At 58.1% G+C, this 20,111-nt stretch carries 23 protein-coding genes and 2 tRNA genes; 19 read left to right on the top strand and 6 right to left on the bottom strand.

The window, feature by feature from the left end; genetic code table 11:
* Positions 1-92 precede the first annotated feature (92 nt).
* On the top strand, positions 93-698 hold the full coding sequence (locus NKF26_RS11820) for an arsinothricin resistance N-acetyltransferase ArsN1 family B (protein WP_253227977.1): 606 nt from the start codon (positions 93-95) through the stop codon (positions 696-698).
* A gap of 15 nt (positions 699-713) precedes the next feature.
* Here the strand turns inward: NKF26_RS11820 and lrpA1 are convergent, their stop codons facing one another.
* The 3 genes from lrpA1 to NKF26_RS11805 form a co-directional block, all read right to left on the bottom strand.
* Positions 714-1,142 carry an HTH-type transcriptional regulator LrpA1 gene (gene lrpA1, locus NKF26_RS11815; RefSeq protein WP_066142702.1) on the bottom strand — a complete coding sequence of 143 codons (429 nt, stop codon included), beginning with the start codon at positions 1,140-1,142 and terminating at the stop codon, positions 714-716.
* 104 nt (positions 1,143-1,246) lie between these two features.
* Entirely contained in the window at positions 1,247-2,182 is a 936-nt protein-coding gene (locus NKF26_RS11810; protein ID WP_253227978.1) for a thiamine pyrophosphate-dependent enzyme, read from the bottom strand.
* Between the two features lie 2 nt (positions 2,183-2,184).
* The gene (locus NKF26_RS11805; RefSeq protein WP_253227979.1) at positions 2,185-4,074 is read right to left on the bottom strand and encodes a 2-oxoacid:acceptor oxidoreductase subunit alpha; all 1,890 of its coding nucleotides are present in this window, start codon (positions 4,072-4,074) and stop codon (positions 2,185-2,187) included.
* A gap of 298 nt (positions 4,075-4,372) precedes the next feature.
* On the opposite strand from NKF26_RS11805, the gene NKF26_RS11800 reads away from it, so the two are divergent.
* Complete coding sequence (locus tag NKF26_RS11800; RefSeq protein ID WP_253234342.1) at positions 4,373-7,750, top strand: PKD domain-containing protein; 3,378 nt, start codon at positions 4,373-4,375, stop codon at positions 7,748-7,750.
* Positions 7,751-8,368: 618 nt separating this feature from the next.
* On the top strand, positions 8,369-8,725 hold the full coding sequence (locus NKF26_RS11795) for a hypothetical protein (protein WP_253227981.1): 357 nt from the start codon (positions 8,369-8,371) through the stop codon (positions 8,723-8,725).
* Positions 8,726-8,743: 18 nt separating this feature from the next.
* Here the strand turns inward: NKF26_RS11795 and NKF26_RS11790 are convergent, their stop codons facing one another.
* A complete protein-coding gene (locus tag NKF26_RS11790) occupies positions 8,744-8,968 on the bottom strand; it encodes a hypothetical protein (RefSeq protein ID WP_253227982.1) in 225 nt (74 codons plus the stop codon).
* A gap of 3 nt (positions 8,969-8,971) precedes the next feature.
* The gene (locus NKF26_RS11785; RefSeq protein ID WP_253227983.1) at positions 8,972-10,012 is read right to left on the bottom strand and encodes an Mrp/NBP35 family ATP-binding protein; all 1,041 of its coding nucleotides are present in this window, start codon (positions 10,010-10,012) and stop codon (positions 8,972-8,974) included.
* Positions 10,013-10,201: 189 nt separating this feature from the next.
* On the opposite strand from NKF26_RS11785, the gene moaA reads away from it, so the two are divergent.
* From moaA to rpsB, 16 genes are all read left to right on the top strand, one after another.
* Positions 10,202-11,176 carry a GTP 3',8-cyclase MoaA gene (gene moaA, locus NKF26_RS11780; RefSeq protein WP_253227984.1) on the top strand — a complete coding sequence of 325 codons (975 nt, stop codon included), beginning with the start codon at positions 10,202-10,204 and terminating at the stop codon, positions 11,174-11,176.
* 85 nt (positions 11,177-11,261) lie between these two features.
* Positions 11,262-12,050 (top strand): succinylglutamate desuccinylase/aspartoacylase family protein, encoded by a 789-nt coding sequence (locus tag NKF26_RS11775; RefSeq protein ID WP_253227985.1) that lies wholly within the window; start codon positions 11,262-11,264, stop codon positions 12,048-12,050.
* On the top strand, positions 12,047-12,346 hold the full coding sequence (locus NKF26_RS11770) for a hypothetical protein (RefSeq protein ID WP_253227986.1): 300 nt from the start codon (positions 12,047-12,049) through the stop codon (positions 12,344-12,346). Before NKF26_RS11775 ends, NKF26_RS11770 begins: the two co-directional genes overlap by 4 nt.
* Before the next feature lie 82 nt (positions 12,347-12,428).
* Positions 12,429-12,513, top strand: a tRNA-Ser gene (locus tag NKF26_RS11765).
* Between the two features lie 16 nt (positions 12,514-12,529).
* Positions 12,530-13,036 carry a 30S ribosomal protein S13 gene (locus tag NKF26_RS11760; RefSeq protein WP_253227987.1) on the top strand — a complete coding sequence of 169 codons (507 nt, stop codon included), beginning with the start codon at positions 12,530-12,532 and terminating at the stop codon, positions 13,034-13,036.
* Positions 13,036-13,557: a 30S ribosomal protein S4 gene (locus NKF26_RS11755; RefSeq protein WP_253227988.1), complete on the top strand. Its 522-nt coding sequence runs from the start codon at positions 13,036-13,038 to the stop codon at positions 13,555-13,557. Before NKF26_RS11760 ends, NKF26_RS11755 begins: the two co-directional genes overlap by 1 nt.
* Positions 13,554-13,940, top strand: coding sequence for a 30S ribosomal protein S11 (locus NKF26_RS11750; protein ID WP_066142728.1), 387 nt, complete (start codon positions 13,554-13,556; stop codon positions 13,938-13,940). The genes NKF26_RS11755 and NKF26_RS11750 overlap by 4 nt, the downstream gene beginning before the upstream one ends.
* A 3-nt stretch (positions 13,941-13,943) precedes the next feature.
* Entirely contained in the window at positions 13,944-14,690 is a 747-nt protein-coding gene (locus tag NKF26_RS11745) for a DNA-directed RNA polymerase subunit D (protein WP_253227989.1), read from the top strand.
* A gap of 195 nt (positions 14,691-14,885) precedes the next feature.
* A tRNA-Leu gene (locus NKF26_RS11740) sits at positions 14,886-14,970 on the top strand.
* Between the two features lie 27 nt (positions 14,971-14,997).
* On the top strand, positions 14,998-15,351 hold the full coding sequence (locus NKF26_RS11735) for a 50S ribosomal protein L18e (RefSeq protein WP_066142734.1): 354 nt from the start codon (positions 14,998-15,000) through the stop codon (positions 15,349-15,351).
* A complete protein-coding gene (locus NKF26_RS11730; RefSeq protein ID WP_253227990.1) occupies positions 15,348-15,785 on the top strand; it encodes a 50S ribosomal protein L13 in 438 nt (145 codons plus the stop codon). The genes NKF26_RS11735 and NKF26_RS11730 overlap by 4 nt, the downstream gene beginning before the upstream one ends.
* Complete coding sequence (locus tag NKF26_RS11725) at positions 15,779-16,174, top strand: 30S ribosomal protein S9 (protein WP_253227991.1); 396 nt, start codon at positions 15,779-15,781, stop codon at positions 16,172-16,174. The genes NKF26_RS11730 and NKF26_RS11725 overlap by 7 nt, the downstream gene beginning before the upstream one ends.
* Positions 16,175-16,186: 12 nt before the next feature.
* Positions 16,187-16,387, top strand: coding sequence for a DNA-directed RNA polymerase subunit N (locus tag NKF26_RS11720; RefSeq protein ID WP_018128667.1), 201 nt, complete (start codon positions 16,187-16,189; stop codon positions 16,385-16,387).
* Positions 16,387-16,569 (top strand): DNA-directed RNA polymerase subunit K, encoded by a 183-nt coding sequence (locus NKF26_RS11715; protein ID WP_066142743.1) that lies wholly within the window; start codon positions 16,387-16,389, stop codon positions 16,567-16,569. Before NKF26_RS11720 ends, NKF26_RS11715 begins: the two co-directional genes overlap by 1 nt.
* Positions 16,566-17,777, top strand: coding sequence for a phosphopyruvate hydratase (gene eno, locus NKF26_RS11710; RefSeq protein WP_253227992.1), 1,212 nt, complete (start codon positions 16,566-16,568; stop codon positions 17,775-17,777). Before NKF26_RS11715 ends, eno begins: the two co-directional genes overlap by 4 nt.
* Entirely contained in the window at positions 17,774-18,550 is a 777-nt protein-coding gene (rpsB, locus tag NKF26_RS11705) for a 30S ribosomal protein S2 (RefSeq protein WP_066142747.1), read from the top strand. The genes eno and rpsB overlap by 4 nt, the downstream gene beginning before the upstream one ends.
* A gap of 117 nt (positions 18,551-18,667) precedes the next feature.
* On the opposite strand, the gene NKF26_RS11700 is transcribed toward rpsB, so the two are convergent.
* Positions 18,668-19,987 (bottom strand): methyl-accepting chemotaxis protein, encoded by a 1,320-nt coding sequence (locus tag NKF26_RS11700; protein ID WP_253227993.1) that lies wholly within the window; start codon positions 19,985-19,987, stop codon positions 18,668-18,670.
* Positions 19,988-20,111: the final 124 nt, after the last annotated feature.

Here is a 20,111-nt window from a genome sequence, read left to right as displayed (position 1 = left end):
TGCTCTCCGGTAAAAATGCTTGTGCGTAACCAGTAAGAGGGCGTTATCGCCGTCACAGGGATCTTTTTAATCGTGAGCGACGGCAACTGAGCATGGTCGATATTCGACTCGTCGAACCGGCCGACGCCGAGGCGATCACCGACATTTACGCACCCATCGTTCGGGAAACGGTCATCTCCTTCGAACGGACGCCACCCGACGAAGCGGAGATCGAAAATCGGATCGAAGCCACCCTTCCGACGTACCCGTGGTTGGTCTGTGTCCTCGACGACGAACTCCTCGGATACGCCTACGCGAGTCCCCATCGGTCTCGGGAGTCCTACCAGTGGTCGGTGGACGTTTCGGTGTACGTTCGTTCCGATCACCATCGGTCGGGTATCGGACGGGGACTCTACGAATCGCTGTTCGCACTCCTCCGGGAACAGGGATATTACAACGCCTACGCCGGAATCGCGCTCCCGAATCCGGGCAGCGTCGGCCTGCACGAGTCGCTGGGATTCGAGCAAATCGGGACGTATCGGGACGTCGGCTACAAGGACGGTGCGTGGCGGAGCGTCGGCTGGTGGCACTTACGAATCTCCGAGAAAACCGACGGAGACGAGGCTGAACCGACACCGCCGCGCTCGCTGTCCGCACTCGACGGGAGCGTCAGGGACGATGCAGTAGGACTCGGCCGCGGATCGATACGGCTCTCGTGAGATGCACTCGGATTACTACTTGAGACGTTCTTGAAGAAACGACGGATGGGCCGCGGTGACGCCGTCGATGGTGAGGATGTCGTCACTGATGACGGTGCCGACCGCGCCACCGTTCGGTGCGCGAACTTCGGCCATCAGCATGTGATCACCGCTACACGTGTAGAGGGTGTCGATATCGTCCAGATTCTGGAGCGCCCGCGTCGCTTCGACGTACCGTTCGCTTTCGACATCGATGCCGACGAGCGCGATACTCTGACTGGACAGCTTCTTCGGGTCGATTTCGGCGGAATAGCCGACGATAACGCCTTCCTCTTCGAGCTTTTCGATGTACTTTCGAACCGTTGGCTTCGAAACGCCAGCGCGATTCGCGATTTCCGAGTACGACGCCTGTGCATCGTCCTCTAAGACGTGGAGGATACGGTCTTCGGTCGATTCCGTACTCATGATACCAGGATGTTTCCCGCACAGGAAAAAATACCTTGCGAAGTGAAAAACACATTGACGGCCACGAAAAGGTTGTTCGAACCGACGAGAACGGCGAAACGAGATTACTTGTGGCGGTCGAGCAGGTCGTAGCTCCGTTCCCACTCGTAATCGTCGTCGAAGTACCGCTCTGCGAGCGGCGATTCCGGCATGTCGCCGGTCGACTGTTTCTCCTGCTGGTAGGAGGGTCGCTCGTCGTTCACGTAGAAGCGCCCGGTGAGGACTTTGCCCTCGTAGAGGGCGTCCTCGGTGTCGTGCGCCATCTGCATCGCTTCACGACGGTCGTGGACGTCGAAGTCGTAATCGTCGCTGTCCTGCACGTCGATGTACGGGACGTACTGCTTTGCGTCCTTGTTCCACGTCGGGCACTGCGTGAGGAAGTCCACGTGTGCGAACCCGTCGTGTTCCATCGCCTCGGTGAGGATTTCCTTCGCCTGGTTCGGGTTGACCGCCGCCGTTCGGGCGACGTACGTCGCACCCGAGGTGATCGAGAGCGAGAGCGGTCGAATCGGACTCTTCGCGCTCCCTTTCGGCTGGGTCTTCGACTTGTGTCCCTTCGGCGACGTGGGCGAGGTCTGCCCCTTCGTCAGTCCGAAGATCTCGTTGTCGAAGACGATGTAGGTCATGTCGTGGTTCTCACGAGCCGTGTGCATGAAGTGGTTCCCACCGATTCCGTACCCGTCGCCGTCACCGCCAGCGGCGACGACTTCGAGGTCGGGGTTGGCGAGTTTGGCCGCGCGTGCGACCGGTAGGGACCGCCCGTGGATGGAGTGGAAGCCGTAGCTCTGGAAGTAGCTCGACAGCTTCCCGGAACAGCCGATACCGGTGACGAGGAGCGTCTCGTCCGGCGTGCGGCCGACCTCGGGCATCGCCTGTTTCAGCGCCTTGAGGACGCCGAAGTCACCACAGCCCGGGCACCACGTCGCCTGTGGTTCAAGGCTGGGCGTGAACTCGTTCACGTCGATGTCTCGTTCTTCGTCGATTGCGTTGAATACACTCATTTTCAGTCACCCGTTGCGGATTCGATGCGCGTGTTGTGCGCTGGGTTGGCGTCGCCGTCGATTTGTGCTTCGAAGCCGTCAACGACTTCCGAAGGCTCGAACGGGTTGCCATCGTATTTCAGCAGGCTGAACAGCTTGTCGCCGTGCTTGCCGGTCGCCGCCTGGATGTGTCGGCGGAACTGTGCCGTGGCGTTCATCTCGACGACGAGCACCTCGTCGACGTCTTCGAGGAAGGCATTGACCTCCTTCTTCGGGAACGGCACCATGTCGCTGACGTTCATCGTCTTGACCGAGTGACCGTCCTCGTTCAGCATCTCGACACCCTCTTCGACGGCACCCTTCATGCTACCGAAGCTGAGGATGGCGTAGTCGGCGTCCTCGTCGCCGTAGACGGTCTGGTGGGACTCGTCCATGTCGTTGAGTTCCTCGCGGATGGCCGCGAGTTTCTCCATACGACGGTCCATCTGCGTGACGCGGTTGTCCGGGTCCTCACTGATGTGACCTGCCTCGTTGTGCTCGTTACCGGAGGCGAGGAAGTTGCCGCCCTTCTGTCCCGGCAGGGACCGCGGGCTGACGCCGTTCTCGCCGTCGTAGCGGTAGCGCTTGAACCGACCGGCGAGGCGTTCTCCCTGTTCTATCTCCTCTTCCGTGACGACTTCCCCGATGTCCGGGTTCGGGTCACGGTCGAACGTGGATTCCGGAACGGTCTCGTGACCGCCGGAGAGCTTCTGGTCGTAGAGGATGATGCTCGGAAGCTGGTAGTTGTACGCGAGTTCGAACGCCTTTCGCGTCTGGATGTACGATTCGCGTGCGTCACCCGGCGCGAACACGACGCGGTTCGAGTCACCCTGACTCGTGTACAGGACGTGTTCGAGGTCGCCCTGTTCGGGTTTCGTCGGCATTCCGGTCGAGGGACCGGCACGCATCGATTCGACCAACACGAGGGGTGTCTCGTTGATTTCGGCGAGACCCAGCGGTTCGGACATCAGTGCGAACCCACCGCCGGACGACCCGCTCATCGCCTTTGCGCCCGCGTGGCTCGCACCGATCGCGAGCGCGGCGGCGGCGATCTCGTCCTCGACCTGCTCGGAAATTCCGCCGAGGTCGGGGAGATGTTGGGTCATGATGGTGAACACGTCCGTCCACGGCGTCATCGGGTATCCGGAGATGAACCGGCATCCCTCGTCGATGGCACCGTAGGCGATACCGTGGCTGCCCGAGATGAGCACCTTGTCGTCGTCGTAGTCGCTTTCGGGGAGCGTGACGCCGACGTCCGTGTCGTAGTTCTCGTTGAGGTCCTCGTAGGCCGCACGGAGGACTTCGAGGTTCGGTTCGAGGATTTTCTCCGGCATGGCCTCGGCCATCAGGTCTTCGATGATGTCGAGCTCCATCCCGATGATGGCGCAGGTCGCGCCGACGCCGGCCGTGTTCCGCATGATCTCACGGCCGTACTCCTTGGCGAGTCCGCGGAGGTCCAGATCGAAGACGTGCCAGTTGTTCTCCTCGACACGTGCATCGAAGTCCGGAATATCATCGGTGTCGAGCAAGCCGGAGTCGTAAATGATGACTCCACCCTCGCGGAGTTCGTCCAAGTTCTCCGTCAGGGGCTTGATTTCCTCGTTACCGTAGTATGCTTCTTCCTGTGGGTTCCGCGCGAAGCTGTCTCCGAGCGCGAGGAGGAAGTTGTAGTTGTCCCCGCGCGATTTGACTTCGTGGTCCGCCGCGCGAATCTCCACGTAGGTGTGGCCGCCGCGAATGCGCGACGGATAGTGTCGATGCGTGAATACGTGTAACCCTGCTCGCATGAGGGCTTTTGCGAAGTTCTGACTCGTCGAGTCGATCCCGTCACCGGAACCGCCTGCGATTCGCCAGATGAGTTCGTCATCCGTCATAATTGAAACTCCATGGCCTCCCGGGCCTGGTGGATAAGAATTGTATCGCATGCTGGTAAAGCCTTTGCCATAGATTGGCAAGGAACTATTGTGATAGATGGCGCCTACCGGCTGATTTCACCGTTTCTCCTAAAATAAACTTCCCATTTAGTAATGGTTATTTAAATAGCAATAAATGAACGCGAAGGCGATCTCCGTCTCGTTGCAAAGCCACCAGATCTGTTAATGGTTTAATATATGGTAGAGTATAAATCAAATAACTTTTTAAAGTAAAGGGACACAAAACCGGCCGAATAACATGCATCGAGTCGTTTCGAGTGTCCTGGTAGTACTCCTCCTCACAACGGTGATTTTCCCAACGATAGCGGCGGCAAACGAACCACCACTCGCCGACGCTGGACTCGACCAGCACGTCGCGCGCGGAAGCACGGTCCTCCTCGATGCCTCCGGATCACACGACCCGGACGGCCGCATCGAGCGATACGAATGGTCGATACGAACCCCGGACGGACGAACAATCACGCCGAACTGTCGAACGTGTCCGCAGACCCGGTTTCACCCGAACGAAGTCGGACGATACGCGGTTTCCCTGACGGTTACCGACGAGGACGGGACGAGCAGTCACGACACGTTGTACGTAACCGTCACCCCGGGAGACGGCCCGTCTGTCGACGTGTCCGGTCCACAAAACCCACACGTCGGCGAACAGTCGGTGTACTCCGTAACCGTCGATGCCGGTGCGGCACCCCTCGACCACGTGGTGTGGTCGCTCGACGGAAAAACGGCCGCCACGGACTCCCTTTCCGGCGGGAACGATGCTGAAACCCTCACACGAACGTTTTCGAACACAGGAACGCGGACCGTCACGGCGACGGCGTACGATACGGACGGTCAGACCGACACTGACACGCTGCGTATCTCCGTCCAAGCGAATCGTTCCCCACCATCAGTACCACGGGATACACTCGCGGATCGGTTCTCACCCACTATTTCCGGGGACGAATTGATCACCGGTACTACACCGCTCCGAGGAACCTACAGCATCCAATCCACGGTTACATCGTCGCAGGTACGCTCGATCACGTGGTTCGGTGACAGTGCGCGACTCGGTACCGGTCGGACACTGACGACGAAGTGGAAACCCGGAGACCATTCGTTGTATGCTCTTGTCACCTATTCGGATGGTTCCCGTACCATCGCACGCTTTTCGGATGGAACGACGACTGTCACAGCCGATCCAAAACCGACCGTCAAGTTACCCTCTTTCGATAGCTTCGGTTCCGTCTCTGGCCGTGCGTATGCGACTGACGCGTATGCGAACTTGAAGTCAGTTCACGTCAAACTCGGCGGCAAGGAAATCGGACGCACGAAAATGGACGCCACCACACCCGGTGGGATGCAGCGCCATCGAACAGTGTCGTTCGACTCGAAGGATTTCAAGCCCGGTGAGAAGTATACGCTCACCGTCTCCGCAGTTGACACACGTGGGCAGACAACGATACTCACGCGGACGATAACCCCCTCGAAAATGCCGGAGATCGTTCAATCCGGATTCATCAACAACGACGTGGATTCGTATAATACGCGAATCGATCCGAAACGATATACTGCACATCACGTGACGAAGATCAAATTGAACGGAGTGGATCCTAGTAACATCCGGATAAGAGCTGTAGGGCAAAGGCGAGATGTCAGAACCATCTCGAAATCTACTCACATTCAGGGCGAGACTTTGGTTATCAAAACAGACTTTGCAGGTAAATTCCCTGGAGATTATGAACTTGATCGAGAATATGCAGTGGTGAATAGAAATTCTAACAAAGTAGAGAAGAAATTCAAGAGAATATCTACGCTACACGTAACTCCCTCTCCTCCAGAAATCCGGTTGGACGTCACCAATGATGGCACAAGCGGATACAGACCATATAACTGGGGTATTGTTGTAGACGCGAGCGGTTCGTTTGACCCAGATCATACAAAATTGAGATATGTCTGGATGAAAGGTGCTCAACCAATCACTGCAGACAATAAAACAGCAAAATTTTCATCAGTCAGATTTGCGGAATTGAAGATTAAAGATCGATATGGCCTAACGGCGAAAAAGAGGTTCAATTACCTCAATGATTATGTGCCAAATGTTCAATCGGTTAAGGAAGTCTCAAACGGTCCTTACAAACCGAACGATACCGTCAGACTTCGAGTGACAACAAATGGATTCCAATTCAGTAAGAACAGATATCAATATAATTACCATTTGGGCATCGATGTTAAGCGCGCATCTGGTTCCGTTGCAGAATGGAAAAAACAAGATGTAATGGACAAAAACAAATCTGTCAACGAGAAGAGTGGGGAGGTTCGAATGTATACTGGAATCGTGGAAATCCCTGCCTCGGAGTTGTTCCAGACGAACGGGCAAGCGAAAATCCGAGTATACAACGAAAACAAGCCGGAGACGTACAAAGAGGTGGATATCCCCGACGTCACAGTGTACAGAAACTACGGGAAACGATGGACGAAACCCAAAATCAAGGATACGAGCTACTTGGTGAATCAACCAATTTACGACTGGAAGACAACCAAATCACCGACGAAACGTGACCAGTATCTCTCGAACGGCTATTCGGTGGACGAGAAAACGCGGGACGGATTCGAGTATGCGATTCAAAAGCGGACGAAGGTTGCGGATGCGAAATACAAAGACGTCGATCGAAGCTTCTCGACCAAGCTACAACAGTCCGCATTTCTCCAGGTACACCCGGACTGGTGGTCCAACGGTCGGACGGCGAAAAAACGGACGTACACGACGACGGAACACGAGTGGCGTGACTCGAAATCCGGAAAAGGGACGTTCACGGGTGACACCCGGCGGGTGCAGACGTCCCCGGCACAATATCGGATGCTGAACCAGTACGCACACAGACACGACGTGCAGAAAACAGGGACGAAAACGGTGAGAAAGCGGAAAACTGTCACCGTAACCAAAACGGGGACAAAATACGTCATGCAGTGTAGCCGGTATGGTATCTGCATGGAGGTGCCGAAGCAGTACACCTACACGGATACGGTCACCAGAACCTACACGACGACCGAGTACTACACGTATACCGTCACCGAGACGGATTATTATTGGTCGTACCAGAAGTTCCACTACGACGATTGGGCGACTGGGAAGCAGAAACGACGGAAAGTCGAGGATGCGCAATACGAGACGCAGTACTATTACAAATACAAGGAGCAGCACACGGATGTCGACTACACCTACGACGTCCAAACGAGGAAGAAAGTTCGGGATGCGCAGTACGAGTGGCAAGATAAACTGACGACGACGAAATTGGACCTTGCAATGTCGTACTCCCAACTAGATGGCTGGCAAGTTGGAAAGGCACAGCCAAACGTACGGTGGGACCTGAAGAAACAGACTGGATCGAAAACGACGACTTCAGATGTTCATCTAGAGGGCGATACCGTCCTCAAGACGTACGTTACCGCAAAAGTAGATGTCGTTCAGCAGTACGTCACACAGAACGGCAAGATCAAGAATGAATCTGTCGGTGGCAAGATCGTCCACGAGTCGTACCAGGGTCTTATGACGAAGAGGGAAATCAAAGAACGGCTCAAATCGCAGAGTAAGGAATCTGATGGTACAGATGACAAGGGGCTACACTATACAGTATAATTAATTTTATATATTATGATATAACAAAGCGGTTGTATGGATCGAAAGATACAATCGATATTTGTTCTTTTACTTCTCATTTCTTCAACCTCCTTCCCACTTGTAAATGCTTTAAACAGCACGACTACAAATTGTTCCGTTTCAAAAAATGGAACTACGAGAGTGGTTCAATCATCTCGTAATGTCTGTGTCGGAAGTACTCTCAAAGACAATCAACTCCAGGTGATTGTCAGAAATCCAACTAAAGAATACATGCAAAAAGCGGGCTTCGTCGTTTATGTCGACAATACACGGTTTCAGCAAACGTACTTTAATATGAGTCCTGGACAGACAGTAGAAAAATATGTTGACATAACACGCGGTCTAAGCGTCGTCAAAAATAATCACACGGTAACCATTTCAGCAACTGGTAATGCTACCAGCTACAACTTCACTGAGGAGATTAATACGTCCACGACTAAAATTCCAACTCCTTATATCGCGAACGTCACGGTGGCTGATGGAACCATCGACGGAAAGCCATCATCTGTCGCGTACGTCACCATAGTCAACCCATCCATGCGTCGATATTCAACGAAATTGTTCGTTCACACGCTCGGTACGGACGGTAGTTTCTATGTGCCATCCCCACAACCGCACAACTCCACTCGGATCAAAGTCGAACTCCTCGACAAAGAAGATACGAAAATAGCGGGGGAGGCACGCCTCTACACGGGCAACCTGACGAAGAAGAGCGGCGGGATAGATCAAGTCGGATTCGCCGGGAAAGCTGGCGAGGAAACCGAGCAGTGGAACGAATCGTTCCAACCCGTTCGCCCGACGTGGATGAGCAACCACTACCATTACACGAACGACACGTACTCCCAGGGTCCCGCCGAGAAACTCAGTGGAAATCAAGAAGTGGGAGGTATCCCGATCATCTACTTCACCCCGGCCCTGTTCATCGGATTACTGTTCGTCTGGCGGTGGCGCTGAGTGCCGAACGAGTCCCGCCTACTTTCCCTTGCCACCGGCGTCTTTCGTCCGGATGATCGTCCGCATGTTGAGGAAGATGTCGCGCGGCGTCGTCTCCTCGTTCGGGTCGAACAGGTCGCTCACGCGGTAGAGCATCGCGGCGACCAACCTGCTCTCGCTCGACTCGCCGCGGATGTCGTCGGCGATGTCGCGGAGCGTTTTCATTCGCTCTTCGTCCGGTTCGAATTCTGTTTCGCCTGCCATCGCTTATTCCTGCTGCTGTCGGCGGCGGTTGATGATGCCGACGTTGTTGGCGACGTTCTCGGTGAGGGTTCGGAAGGAGTCACCGGTTTCGGTCTCGTCGTCGAGGACGATGGGGGTTCCTTCGTCGCCGCCGCTGCGGACGGAGGGGTCGAGCGGAATCGACCCGAGGAAGGGCATGTCGTGTTCTTCGGCGAACGCGGCACCGCCGCCGTGGCCGAAGATGTCGTGTTCGCTGCCGCAGTCCGGACATTTGAACGTGCTCATGTTCTCGGCGATGCCGAGGACGGCCGTGTCGTGCTTGCCGAACATCTGGAGTCCTTTGTTCGCGTCGTCGAGTGCGACTTGCTGGGGTGTCGTGACGATGACAGCACCGGTGACGGGGACGCTCTGGAGAAGGGTGAGCTGTGTGTCCCCTGTTCCGGGCGGCAGGTCGACGACCATGTAGTCGAGTTCTCCCCATTCGACGTCCTCCCAGAGTTGTGTGAGCACTTTGTGGACCATCGGGCCGCGCCAAATGACGGGGTCGTCCTTGCCGGTGAGGAAGGCCATGCTCATCAGTTTCACGCCGAACTTCACCGGCGGAACGAGTTTCTGTTCCTCGGTCGCTCGTGGTCGCTCGGTGGCATCGACCATTCGAGGGACGTTCGGGCCGTACACGTCGGCGTCGAAGAGGCCGACGCGTGCGCCGAGTTTCGCCAGTCCTGCGGCGAGGTTAACTGCGACGGTGCTCTTGCCGACGCCACCCTTTCCGGAAGCGACTGCGATGATGTTTTTGACGCCGGGAAGGACCTGCTCCTCGGGGGAGAGTTCGGTATCGACACGAGCGGAGAGTTCGGCCTCTAGCCCCTCATCGGCGAGCGCCTCGCGGACGCGATTTGCGATTTCGGATTCATGGGGGGCGTAGGGTGCGCCGAGTGCGAGCGAGATCTGTGCGATACCGTCCTCGACGGTGATATCGTTGACGAGGCCGAGGGAGACGATATCCTCGCCGAGGTCCGGGTCCTGAACCGTTCGGAGAATCTCTCGAACGTCTGTTTCATCCATGTGATGATGATAGGGTACGATATGTCGATAAGGCTTGTGAACCCGATGGTGTCCTCGTGGATGATGACAGTGAACCGAACGCTTCGTGGCTGATTTTCGCTAGCCCTTCAGTAGCTGGTAACCACATTCAGTTACGTTTCGGATACACCCGCCCACGACTTTAAGAATACTCGGACCAAAAAGTGAGTGATGCTCGAAGATTCGTTCGGGCGTGAAGTCACGGGGGTACGTGTTTCACTGACCGACCGGTGTAATTTCGATTGCGTTTACTGTCACAACGAAGGCCTGGGTGACACGCGTGGCCCGATGGAACCGGGCGACGACGAGATGAGTACCGACGACGTGATTCGATTTCTGGAAGTCGCCCGCGAGTTCGGCGTCGGGAAAGTGAAGTTCACCGGTGGCGAGCCGATGCTCCGGGAGGATTTAGAGGAGATCATTCGACGGACTCCAGACGAGATGGAAACCTCGCTCACGACGAACGGGACGTTTCTCCCGGGACGGGCGGAGGCACTCCGTGAGGCGGGCTTATCCCGGGTGAACGTGTCACAGGATGCCCTCGACCCGAAAGCGTTCGCCGAGGTGACCAACAGCGGCGCGTACGACAAAGTGCTCGAAGGTGTCGAAGCGGCACTCGACGCGGGACTCGAACCGGTAAAACTCAATATGGTCGTATTCGAGGCGACGGCGGGCTACGTTCCCAAGATGGTCGAGCACGTCGCGGAAAACGATGGGCTGCAGTTGCAGCTCATCGAGTACATGCCCGAGTTGACGGGCAATCCCGAATGGGCAATCGATATCCAGCGAGTGCACGATTGGCTCGAAGAGCAGGCTGACGAGGTCGAAATCCGTGAGATGCACGGTCGAAGACGGTACTGGGTCGGGGAGGGGATGGTGGAAATCGTGGACCCTGTCGAGAATCCAAGCTTCTGTGCAAACTGTCATCGCGTGCGCGTCACGCACGAAGGATTCCTTAAAGGGTGTCTGAACCGTAACGACGACCTCCGACCGATGGGAGAGATGACGAAACCGGAGATTCGAACGGCGTTCCGTGAGACCGTCGCAAATCGGGTTCCCTACTACGGTGAGTACATGATCCAGAACGACGACGGTGAGTGGGAGATAAACGACCGCTACATCGACGACCAGTACATCGACGCCTGATCCTGTTTTATTTATCGCTTCTTTTTCTTCTTCGCGCACGCGAGGGGCGACAAGGTTGATGATAGTTGCCTGCGGCGCTTCTCGTATGCGACGCCGGACACTACTCGCGAGGACGGGTACGCTTCTCGCTGGAAGTACGCTGCTGTCGGTAGCCGCTAGTGGGGGTGGGCAGGCAACGCTCGACCCGACGTATCGTCTTCTCCCGGGAACGAAGTACGAGACGGGCGTGTTCGTGCGGGAAGGAGTACGCGATGGCCCGACGGTGTTGGTCGTTGGGGGGATCCACGGCGACGAACGGTGTGGGTATCGGGCCGCGAGCGAGATCGCCCGCTGGAAAATCGAACGTGGAAAACTGGTCGTCCTTCCGAAGGCGAACCGAGTGGCGATTCGAAAGAACCGGCGCGAAGGTGCACACGGGGACTTGAACCGACAGTTCCCGAGCGGTGAAGAGCCGAAGACGAAGTTGGCGCGAGCCATTTGGGGAGTGGTCGAACGACACGACCCGGAGATGGTGCTCGACCTACACCGTTCGCTCGGCATTTACGGCTATCACGAGTCGTCGGTGGGACAGGTGATCTGGCCGACCGATTCGGATCCGGCACCCGAATATGCAAAACGGACGGCGGAGCAGTTGAACGGGAGCGTCGTCCCGTGGTACATGCCGTTTCACGAGTATCGTCGGGGTGGCGAACTTGACGGATCGAGGCCGATGCTCGTGCACAAAGTCGCGGGTGACCTCGGCAGACCGGGGTACATCGTCGAGACGACGAAGTTTCTGCTCGACACGGATACGAGAGCGCGATGGGAGAACGCAGCAGCGACCGACTTGCTCTCCCGTCACGGAATCAAGCGGCGAGGAGGGCGATCAACATGAAGCAGAGCCGAAATCCGGCTGTTCGACGAATACTCGCCGGGCGGGCGGTTTGGGGATGGTATCTCCTGTTAGTCGTCCCGCTGGTTCTCGGTGCGGTTGATGCCAGACTGATGACACCGCTCGCGTTGCCGGGTTACTTCGCGTTGACGTTGGGGAGTGCGTACGGAAGTCACCTGTTTCCGACGCTCGAACTGTGGGTGTTCTGGATACCGTTTTTCATCGGCGCGTATCTAGTCTCGGTGCCCCTTGCGGCGGTTTACCGTACTGTTCGAAAGTCATTCGTTGCGTTTAAATAGTAACCCCCGATAGAATAGAGTGCAGACATCTGTAGGGACGTGCGTCCCGAGTCCGGAAGGGCGAACATACACAAACGAGTGTGTCGAGGTAGCCTAGTCTGGCCCACGGCGCAGGGTTGCTAACTCTGTGGCGTCAAGCCTCGAGGGTTCGAATCCCTCCCTCGACGCTCCAATCAATCAACTATGAGTACCGAACAACCACAGGACGATGACGACGACCTTCGGTACTTCGTCCGCATCGGGCAAACAGACCTCGATGGGACGAAGTCCGTAGAGCGATCCCTCGCCGGAATGAACGGGATCGGTCGTCGCACGGCTCGAATTATCGCCGAGGAGGCGGGCGTCGACCGAACAGCGACGTTCGGCCGCCTCGACGAGGACGACATCGAGAGTGTCGTCGAAGCCGTGGAAAACTACGCCGACGAGGTTCCTGAGTGGCTCACGAACCACCGCAAGGAATACTTCTCCGGCGAGACGACCCACGAAACTGGTAACGACCTGTCGATGGCCCGCCGTCGGGACCTGAACAGGATGCAGATGATCGACTCCTACAAAGGCGTCCGCCACAAGCGTGGACAGAAAGTTCGCGGTCAGCGAACGAAGTCCACGGGTCGTACCGAGGGTACGATCGGCGTGAACGTCGAGGAGATCAAGGAAGCAGCGGCCGAAGAAGCGGAGGGTGACGAATAATGTCGCTCCCCGGTGAGAACACCAAGTTCTACGAGACGCCGAACCACCCGTTCCAGGGCGAGCGTATCGCCGAGGAACGTGGTCTGATGGACCGTTACGGTCTGAAGAACAAAGAAGAGCTCTGGCGAGCACAGAGTGAGCTTCGTAACTACCGACGCGAGGCTCGTTCTCTTCTCGGCGACATCTCGGGCGACGAAGTCAACGAGAGCAGCGAGTTCCTGTCGCGCTTGAAGCGACTCGGCATCCTCGGAGATGGCGACGAACTCGGCGACGTGCTGCTGCTCGACATCACCGACGTGCTGGAGCGCCGTCTCCAGACCGTCGCGTACAGAAAGGGTCTCGCTCACACGCCGAAACAGGCACGCCAGTTCATCACGCACGGTCACGTCACGGTGAACGGTCAGCGCGTGTCGGTTCCCTCGGCCAAAGTCGAAATCAACGAGGAAGGCGACATCGCCTTCGACGAGCACAGCCCGCTTGCGGACGACCTTCACCCCGAACGTTCGGAGGGTAACGAATGAGCGACAACGACGACAAATGGGGCATCGCCCACGTACACGCATCGTTCAACAACACCATCATCACCATCACGGACCAGACCGGTGCCGAGACGATCGCGAAGTCGTCCGGTGGGACGGTCGTCAAGCAGAACCGTGATGAGTCCTCGCCGTACGCGGCCATGCAGATGGCCGAAACGGTTGCCGAAGAGGTCAAAGCGGCTGGCATCGACGGCCTGCACATTCGCGTGCGTGGCCCCGGTGGCAACCTGCAGCAGAACCCCGGTCCGGGTGCGCAGGCGACGATTCGCGCACTCGCACGAGCCGGTATCGAAATCGGACGTATCGAAGACGTAACACCGATTCCGCACGACGGTACCCGCGCACCGAAAGGTAGTGGATTCTAAACCATGACCGAAGACTTCGACGTAGAGTTCATCGACCGCGGTGAACGGAAATCGCGATTCCTCGTCCGTAACGTCACTCCGGCGTTCGCGAACGGGATTCGCCGAGCGATGATAGCGGACGTTCCGACGCTGTCCATCGATACGCTCCGAGTCATCGAGAACTCCTCGGTGATGTTCGACGAGCAGATCGGACTGCGACTCGGACTCGTTCCGCTGACGACGCCACCCGGGGAGTTCGAGGAGGGCGACACGGTAACGCTCAGTCTCGACGTTTCGGGACCGGGAACCGCGTTCTCGGGCGACCTCATCAGTTCCGACGAGATGGTCCAGCCCGCCGACGAAAACATCCCGATCATCGACCTGAAAGAGGGTCAACGACTCGAACTGGAAGCCGACGCGGTGATCGGTTCGGGTAAGGAACACACCAAACACCAAGGTGGCGTCGCGGTCGGCTATCGTCACCTGCAGCGCGTCGAAGTCGTCGGCGACCGGGACGAGTTCGAGGAGGAAGAGCCGCGAATCCTTCGCGGCGTCATCGAAGACGATGGCGAACTCGTTCCGACGGAGGCGTTCGATCACGACCTCACACAGCGGTTCCCCGGTAAGGAAGTCGAGGTCATCGACGTACCGAACGCGTTCGTGTTCCACGTCGAAAGCGACGGCTCGTTCACCGTCGAGGAACTGGTGACACAGGCCGTCGATTCGCTCACGGAACGTGCGGACGAACTCGAACAGGCAATTCAACTATAACCATGACCGGCCCTTACAACCTCCCTGACGTGTCCGCCGATTCGACCGGGAGTGTCAACTCCCGAGTTCGACGGACTCGCGGACGCTTCCCGTCCGCGGAAATCGAGGCACGAAATGCCTCGACAATCGAAAGTGGTTTTAAGGGCCACGGACAACACTGTGTTGCCCGCGAGGGTACGCACGTGTTCTTAGCGTGCAGGGATAGCCAAGTCTGGCCAACGGCGCAGCGTTCAGGGCGCTGTCTCGTAGGAGTCCGCAGGTTCAAATCCTGCTCCCTGCATCCGTTCTCTGTACTGGAGGAAGTAGCATGAGTAAAACTAATCCGAGGCTCAGTAGTCTCATCGCCGAACTCAAGTCGGTGTCCCGTGATTCGGGAGCCGACGTGTGGACCGACGTTGCAGCACGCCTCGAGAAACCACGGAGTACGCACGCAGAGGTCAACCTCGGCCGCATCGAGCGGTACGCGGAGGAAGAGGAGACCGTCATCGTACCCGGTAAGGTTCTCGGTAGCGGCGTCCTGCAGAAGAACGTCACTGTTGCTGCGGTCGACTTCTCGTCGACTGCGGAGACGAAGATTCAGCAGGCAAACGGCGAACCGATCCAACTCGAACAGGCAATCGAACAAAATCCCAGCGGTTCCAACGTCCGGGTGATTCGATGAGTATCGCAGAATTCGACGCAGATGTCGTCGTCGACGCACGCGACTGTATTCTCGGTCGCGTCGCAAGCAAGGTCGCACAGCGTGCGTTGGACGGCGAGACGGTCGCCGTCGTCAACGCCGAGCAAGCTATCATCACCGGCGGCAAACAGGACGTACTGGACAAATTCGAGACGCGCGTCAACCTCGGCTCCGATCAGGGGCCGTACTACCCGAAGCGTCCGGACATGCTCGCAAAGCGAGCGATTCGGGGAATGGTTCCGTACAAGAAGCCGCGAGGGCGAGAAGCCTTCGAGAACGTGCGTGTCTACGTCGGCAACCCGTACGACGAGGACGGCGAAGTCCTCGACGGGACGTCGTTGGACCGACTCTCGAACATCCGCTTCGTCCAGCTGGGCGAAGTCAGCGACTACCTAGGTGCTAACGTCACATGGTAACGAACACGAGCGGAAAGAAGAAGACGGCCATCGCTCGCGCCACGGTTACGGACGGCGAAGGTCGTGTACGAATCAACTCGAAGCCAGTCGAACTGGTGGAACCGGAAATGGCTCGCCTCAAGATGCTCGAACCGTTCCGCATCGCGGACGACGAGCGTGAGGGAGTCGACGTGGAAGTGAGCGTTTCGGGTGGCGGCATCACCGGACAGGCAGACGCCGTCCGCACCGCCATCGCTCGCGGCCTCGTCCAGTATATGGGTGACGCCGAACTTCGTGACGCGTTCATGGAGTTCGACCGTTCCCTGCTGGTCAACGACGTCCGCCAGTCCGAACCGAAGAAGTGGGGTGGACCCGGTGCCCGCGCCCGCTACCAGAAGTCCTACCGTTAAGGTGATCAACCCATGATGATTCCAGTCCGGTGTTTCACGTGTGGTAACGTAGTGAGCGAACACTGGCAGGAGTACAAGGCGCGCGCCGAGACGCAGATGGGTAACGAAGACCCCGGTAAGGTCCTCGACGACCTCGGTGTCGAACGCCACTGCTGCCGACGGATGCTCGTCGCACACAAAGACCTCGTGGACATCGTCGCACCCTATCAGTAATGCCCCAACAACAATACTCCCGATACGAAAAAGCCCGAATCCTCGGTGCACGTGCACTGCAGGTGTCGTACGGCGCACCCGTTCTCGTCGAAACGGAGGAGTCCCAGCCGATACTCATCGCGGCAGAGGAGTACGACGCTGGCGTCCTACCGTTCTCGGTTCGACGTGAGGGGGCAGAATGACGCGCATCGAGAACGTTCGGCTCCGTCAGATACTCGATTCGCGTGGCAACACGACGGTCGAAGCTGACGTGTTGACCGAGAGCGGCGGATTCGGTCGTGCAGCCGCACCCAGCGGCGCGAGCACGGGCGAGTACGAAGCGATCGAACTCGATACGAGTGAGGCGATCGCCTCCGCTCGCGAGCATGCGGTCCCACGGCTCGAAGGGAACGTCTTCGTCGGCGACCAGCGTGACGTGGACCGTACCCTTCGCGCTGCGGACGGGACGGACAACTTCTCCGAGATCGGCGCGAACAGCGCCGTCGCCATCAGCATGGCCGCCGCGAAGGCTGCGGCGGACGTGCTCGGTGCACCCCTGTATCAGCACCTCGGCGGTGCGTTCCGTGGCGACAATTACCCGATCCCATTCGGGAACGTCATCGGGGGTGGCGAACACGCCGCCGACGCCACGGCGATTCAGGAGTTCCTCTCCGCACCAGTCGGTGCGCCGAGCGTCCAAGACGCGGTGTTCGCCAACGCGGCCGTCCACCAGGCGGTCGCGGACATCCTCGACGAACGCGGTATTCCCGTCGCGAAGGGTGACGAAGGCGCGTGGGCACCGTCGATCGACGACGACGACGCGTTCGAAGTCATGGAGGAAGCCGTTTCGACCGTTTCCGACGAGTTCGGATTCGAGATTCGATTCGGCATCGACGTGGCCGCAGCCGAGATGTACGATGCCGACGCGGACGAGTATCAGTACCGCGATCAAACGCGCTCGACCGACGAACAGATCGAGTACCTCGCGGACCTCGTGAACGAGTACGACCTCGCATACGTCGAGGACCCGTTGGACGAGAACGATTACGACGGCTTCGCCAAACTCACCGAGAAAGTCGGCGACAAGACGCTGATTTGTGGTGACGACCTGTTCGTCACCAACGTCGAGCGACTCTCCGAGGGCATCGAGAAGGGTTCCGGAAACAGCATCCTCATCAAGCCGAACCAGATCGGCACGCTTTCGGACGCGTTCGACGCCGTCGAACTGGCAGTCGAGAACGGGTACGACCCGGTCATCTCGCACCGTAGTGGCGAAACCGAGGACACGACGATTGCACACCTCGCCGTGGCGACCGACGCACCGTTCATCAAGACGGGCGCAGTCAGCGGCGAGCGAACCGCAAAGCTCAACGAACTCATCCGAATCGAGCAGAACGTATCACGATTATGAGCGATAACGAATCCGAACAGGTAGAAGAAGAAACGGACGGTCTCGACGCCGCGGAAGAGGAGATCGACGCGGAACCGACCGGCGAGTCCGGTGCGGAACCGGACGTCGACCCTGACGACGACGTCGCCGCACAGGCGGACGAGACCGAAGAAGAAGAACCGCAGTTCGACGAGGACGTCCTCGGAGACGAGGAGGCGGACCTCCTCATTCCCGTCGAGGACTACCTCGGCGCAGGTGTCCACATCGGTACCCAGCAGAAGACCGAGGACATGGAGCGGTTCATCCACCGCGTTCGCACGGACGGCCTGTACGTCCTCGACGTGAGCAAGACCGACCAGCGAATCCGTACGGCGGCGAACTTCCTCGCCGACTACAACCCGGAGCAGATTCTGGTCACGTCCTCGCGCCAGTACGGTCGCTTCCCGGCCGAGAAGTTCGCCGACGCCGTCGGCGCACGTGCCCGCACGGGTCGATTCATCCCGGGTACGCTGACGAACCCGAAATACGACGGCTACATCGAGCCGGACGTCGTGGTCGTCACGGACCCCATCGGAGACGCACAGGCGGTCAAGGAGGCCATCACGGTTGGCATCCCCGTCATCGCGATGTGTGACTCCAACAACTCCACGAGCAACGTGGACCTCGTCGTCCCGACGAACAACAAAGGTCGCAAGGCGCTGTCGGTCGTCTACTGGCTGCTCGCCAACGAGACGCTCGACCGCCGCGGTGCCGAACCAGCCTACTCGCTCGACGACTTCGAGAGCGAGATTTAAACGCCGTTTTCGACACGATTTGTGCCTTTTCCGAACTCGATGGTCGATAGCGACGGTGTTCGAGAGTCAGTGATTTCGGGGTAGTATTCTGATGACGGTGGAAAAGAAGTCCAGGATTCAGTTCAGCGACTGCTCGATTTCGGCTTCGAGGGAGTGAATCCGCTGTTCCAAGTCGGCGACCATCTCGGTCTGCTGTTCGTTTGCCGTGGCGATGCGCTCGACCGAATCGGAGACGTTCTCGCTTCGATGGACGCTGTTATCGATGATGCTCGCGATTTCCTCGGCGCTGGCGGCCTGTTCGTCGGTCGCGTCGGCGATTTCGGTGATTCCCACATCGGTCTCCTGAATCGCGGAGACGATCGACTGCTGATTTTCGACGACAGTTTCGATTTCTTCGGTCGCGGTGACGATACCATCGTTCGTCTCCTCTATGCTTTCGACCGTGTCGAGCGCGGTTTCGCGGATGTCGCCGACGATGGATTCGATCTGATCGACGCGCTCTTTGGACTGCTCGGCGAGGTCCTTGATCTCGTTTGCGACGACGGCGAAACCGTCACCTTCCGACCCGGCGCGTGCGGCCTCGATGTTGGCGTTGAGCGCGAGGAGGTTGGTCTGTTTCGCGATGTTATCGATGACTTCGACGATTTCGTCGATCTCGTCGATGCGGTTTTCGAGTTCGCCCGCGTCGGTGACGACTTCCTCCGCGCTCTCGGAAACCTCGTCGACCGTGGCGAGCGTGTCGGCCGCCGCGTCGGCTGACGTTTCGGCAAGCGTTTTGGTCTCGGTGCTTTGACTACTGACCTCCTCGGAACTGGCGGCTATCTCCTCGATGGTCGCGCTGAAGGTGGCGACTTCCGACTGAACGTCGCCGAGGTTATCGGATTGGTCACGAGTTAGCTCCCGGATGGACTGGGAATCCTCCGCGACGTCCGCGGCGGAATCGCGGAGTTCGGCAACCGCTCCTTCGACCTCTTCGGACATCTGTTGTTGCAACCCTCGGACGGCTTCACGCTGTTCGATGAGTTCGGTGACGCGGGTGATGACTTCGACGGCACCGACCGTCTCACCGTCCGGGGTGGTGATCGGAACGGCGAGCGCGCGTCCGTGAATCGTCCCGCCACTCGCCGTGGACGCCGTACGAATATCCGACTCTCGGACGACTTGGCCGGTTCGAACTACCGTTTCGGCGAGCGTTTCGTCTTGACCGTCCGTCCCGAACAGTTCGTAGGAGGGCATGCCGATCGCGCGACTCGCGGAGTAGCCCGTCAGTTCCTCCGCACCGGAGTTCCAGTAGGTGATGGTTCCGTGCTCGTCCACGACGAACACTGGCTCGGGCAGTCTCGTGACGAGACCTTCGAACGCGTGACGCCAAAACGCACCAGCATCGAGGTCGCCGCCGGGGTAGATTTCGTTTCGTACCGATTGTTCAGTTGCCATGGATAGATTATGTGTTCGAACGGATACAACCAATCAGTATATATTTTGGGTCTGATGCAACGCGACCGACTGCGGGGAGATCCGGTTCGAACAGCTTCATTTCGGACGATTGTACGATGAATTT

Origin of the sequence: Haladaptatus sp. AB618 (assembly GCF_024136965.1) — an archaeon.
In the GTDB taxonomy this organism is placed as follows: domain Archaea; phylum Halobacteriota; class Halobacteria; order Halobacteriales; family Haladaptataceae; genus Haladaptatus.
Note: the sequence above shows the minus strand (reverse complement) of the source record. Positions and strands in the feature narration are given on the sequence as shown.

What these genes read in the sequence shown, in the direction of transcription:
- NKF26_RS11750 (WP_066142728.1), top strand. Translation starts at nt 13,554, where the DNA reads ATGAGCGACAACGACGACAAATGGGGCATCGCCCACGTACACGCATCG.
- NKF26_RS11805 (WP_253227979.1), bottom strand. Translation starts at nt 4,074, where the DNA reads ATGACGGATGACGAACTCATCTGGCGAATCGCAGGCGGTTCCGGTGAC.
- NKF26_RS11725 (WP_253227991.1), top strand. Translation starts at nt 15,779, where the DNA reads ATGGTAACGAACACGAGCGGAAAGAAGAAGACGGCCATCGCTCGCGCC.
- NKF26_RS11715 (WP_066142743.1), top strand. Translation starts at nt 16,387, where the DNA reads ATGCCCCAACAACAATACTCCCGATACGAAAAAGCCCGAATCCTCGGT.
- rpsB (WP_066142747.1), top strand. Translation starts at nt 17,774, where the DNA reads ATGAGCGATAACGAATCCGAACAGGTAGAAGAAGAAACGGACGGTCTC.
- NKF26_RS11790 (WP_253227982.1), bottom strand. Translation starts at nt 8,968, where the DNA reads ATGGCAGGCGAAACAGAATTCGAACCGGACGAAGAGCGAATGAAAACG.
- NKF26_RS11760 (WP_253227987.1), top strand. Translation starts at nt 12,530, where the DNA reads ATGAGTACCGAACAACCACAGGACGATGACGACGACCTTCGGTACTTC.
- NKF26_RS11800 (WP_253234342.1), top strand. Translation starts at nt 4,373, where the DNA reads ATGCATCGAGTCGTTTCGAGTGTCCTGGTAGTACTCCTCCTCACAACG.
- NKF26_RS11785 (WP_253227983.1), bottom strand. Translation starts at nt 10,012, where the DNA reads ATGGATGAAACAGACGTTCGAGAGATTCTCCGAACGGTTCAGGACCCG.
- moaA (WP_253227984.1), top strand. Translation starts at nt 10,202, where the DNA reads ATGCTCGAAGATTCGTTCGGGCGTGAAGTCACGGGGGTACGTGTTTCA.
- NKF26_RS11745 (WP_253227989.1), top strand. Translation starts at nt 13,944, where the DNA reads ATGACCGAAGACTTCGACGTAGAGTTCATCGACCGCGGTGAACGGAAA.
- lrpA1 (WP_066142702.1), bottom strand. Translation starts at nt 1,142, where the DNA reads ATGAGTACGGAATCGACCGAAGACCGTATCCTCCACGTCTTAGAGGAC.
- NKF26_RS11700 (WP_253227993.1), bottom strand. Translation starts at nt 19,987, where the DNA reads ATGGCAACTGAACAATCGGTACGAAACGAAATCTACCCCGGCGGCGAC.
- NKF26_RS11770 (WP_253227986.1), top strand. Translation starts at nt 12,047, where the DNA reads ATGAAGCAGAGCCGAAATCCGGCTGTTCGACGAATACTCGCCGGGCGG.
- eno (WP_253227992.1), top strand. Translation starts at nt 16,566, where the DNA reads ATGACGCGCATCGAGAACGTTCGGCTCCGTCAGATACTCGATTCGCGT.
- NKF26_RS11820 (WP_253227977.1), top strand. Translation starts at nt 93, where the DNA reads ATGGTCGATATTCGACTCGTCGAACCGGCCGACGCCGAGGCGATCACC.
- NKF26_RS11775 (WP_253227985.1), top strand. Translation starts at nt 11,262, where the DNA reads ATGCGACGCCGGACACTACTCGCGAGGACGGGTACGCTTCTCGCTGGA.
- NKF26_RS11810 (WP_253227978.1), bottom strand. Translation starts at nt 2,182, where the DNA reads ATGAGTGTATTCAACGCAATCGACGAAGAACGAGACATCGACGTGAAC.
- NKF26_RS11720 (WP_018128667.1), top strand. Translation starts at nt 16,187, where the DNA reads ATGATGATTCCAGTCCGGTGTTTCACGTGTGGTAACGTAGTGAGCGAA.
- NKF26_RS11735 (WP_066142734.1), top strand. Translation starts at nt 14,998, where the DNA reads ATGAGTAAAACTAATCCGAGGCTCAGTAGTCTCATCGCCGAACTCAAG.
- NKF26_RS11755 (WP_253227988.1), top strand. Translation starts at nt 13,036, where the DNA reads ATGTCGCTCCCCGGTGAGAACACCAAGTTCTACGAGACGCCGAACCAC.
- NKF26_RS11730 (WP_253227990.1), top strand. Translation starts at nt 15,348, where the DNA reads ATGAGTATCGCAGAATTCGACGCAGATGTCGTCGTCGACGCACGCGAC.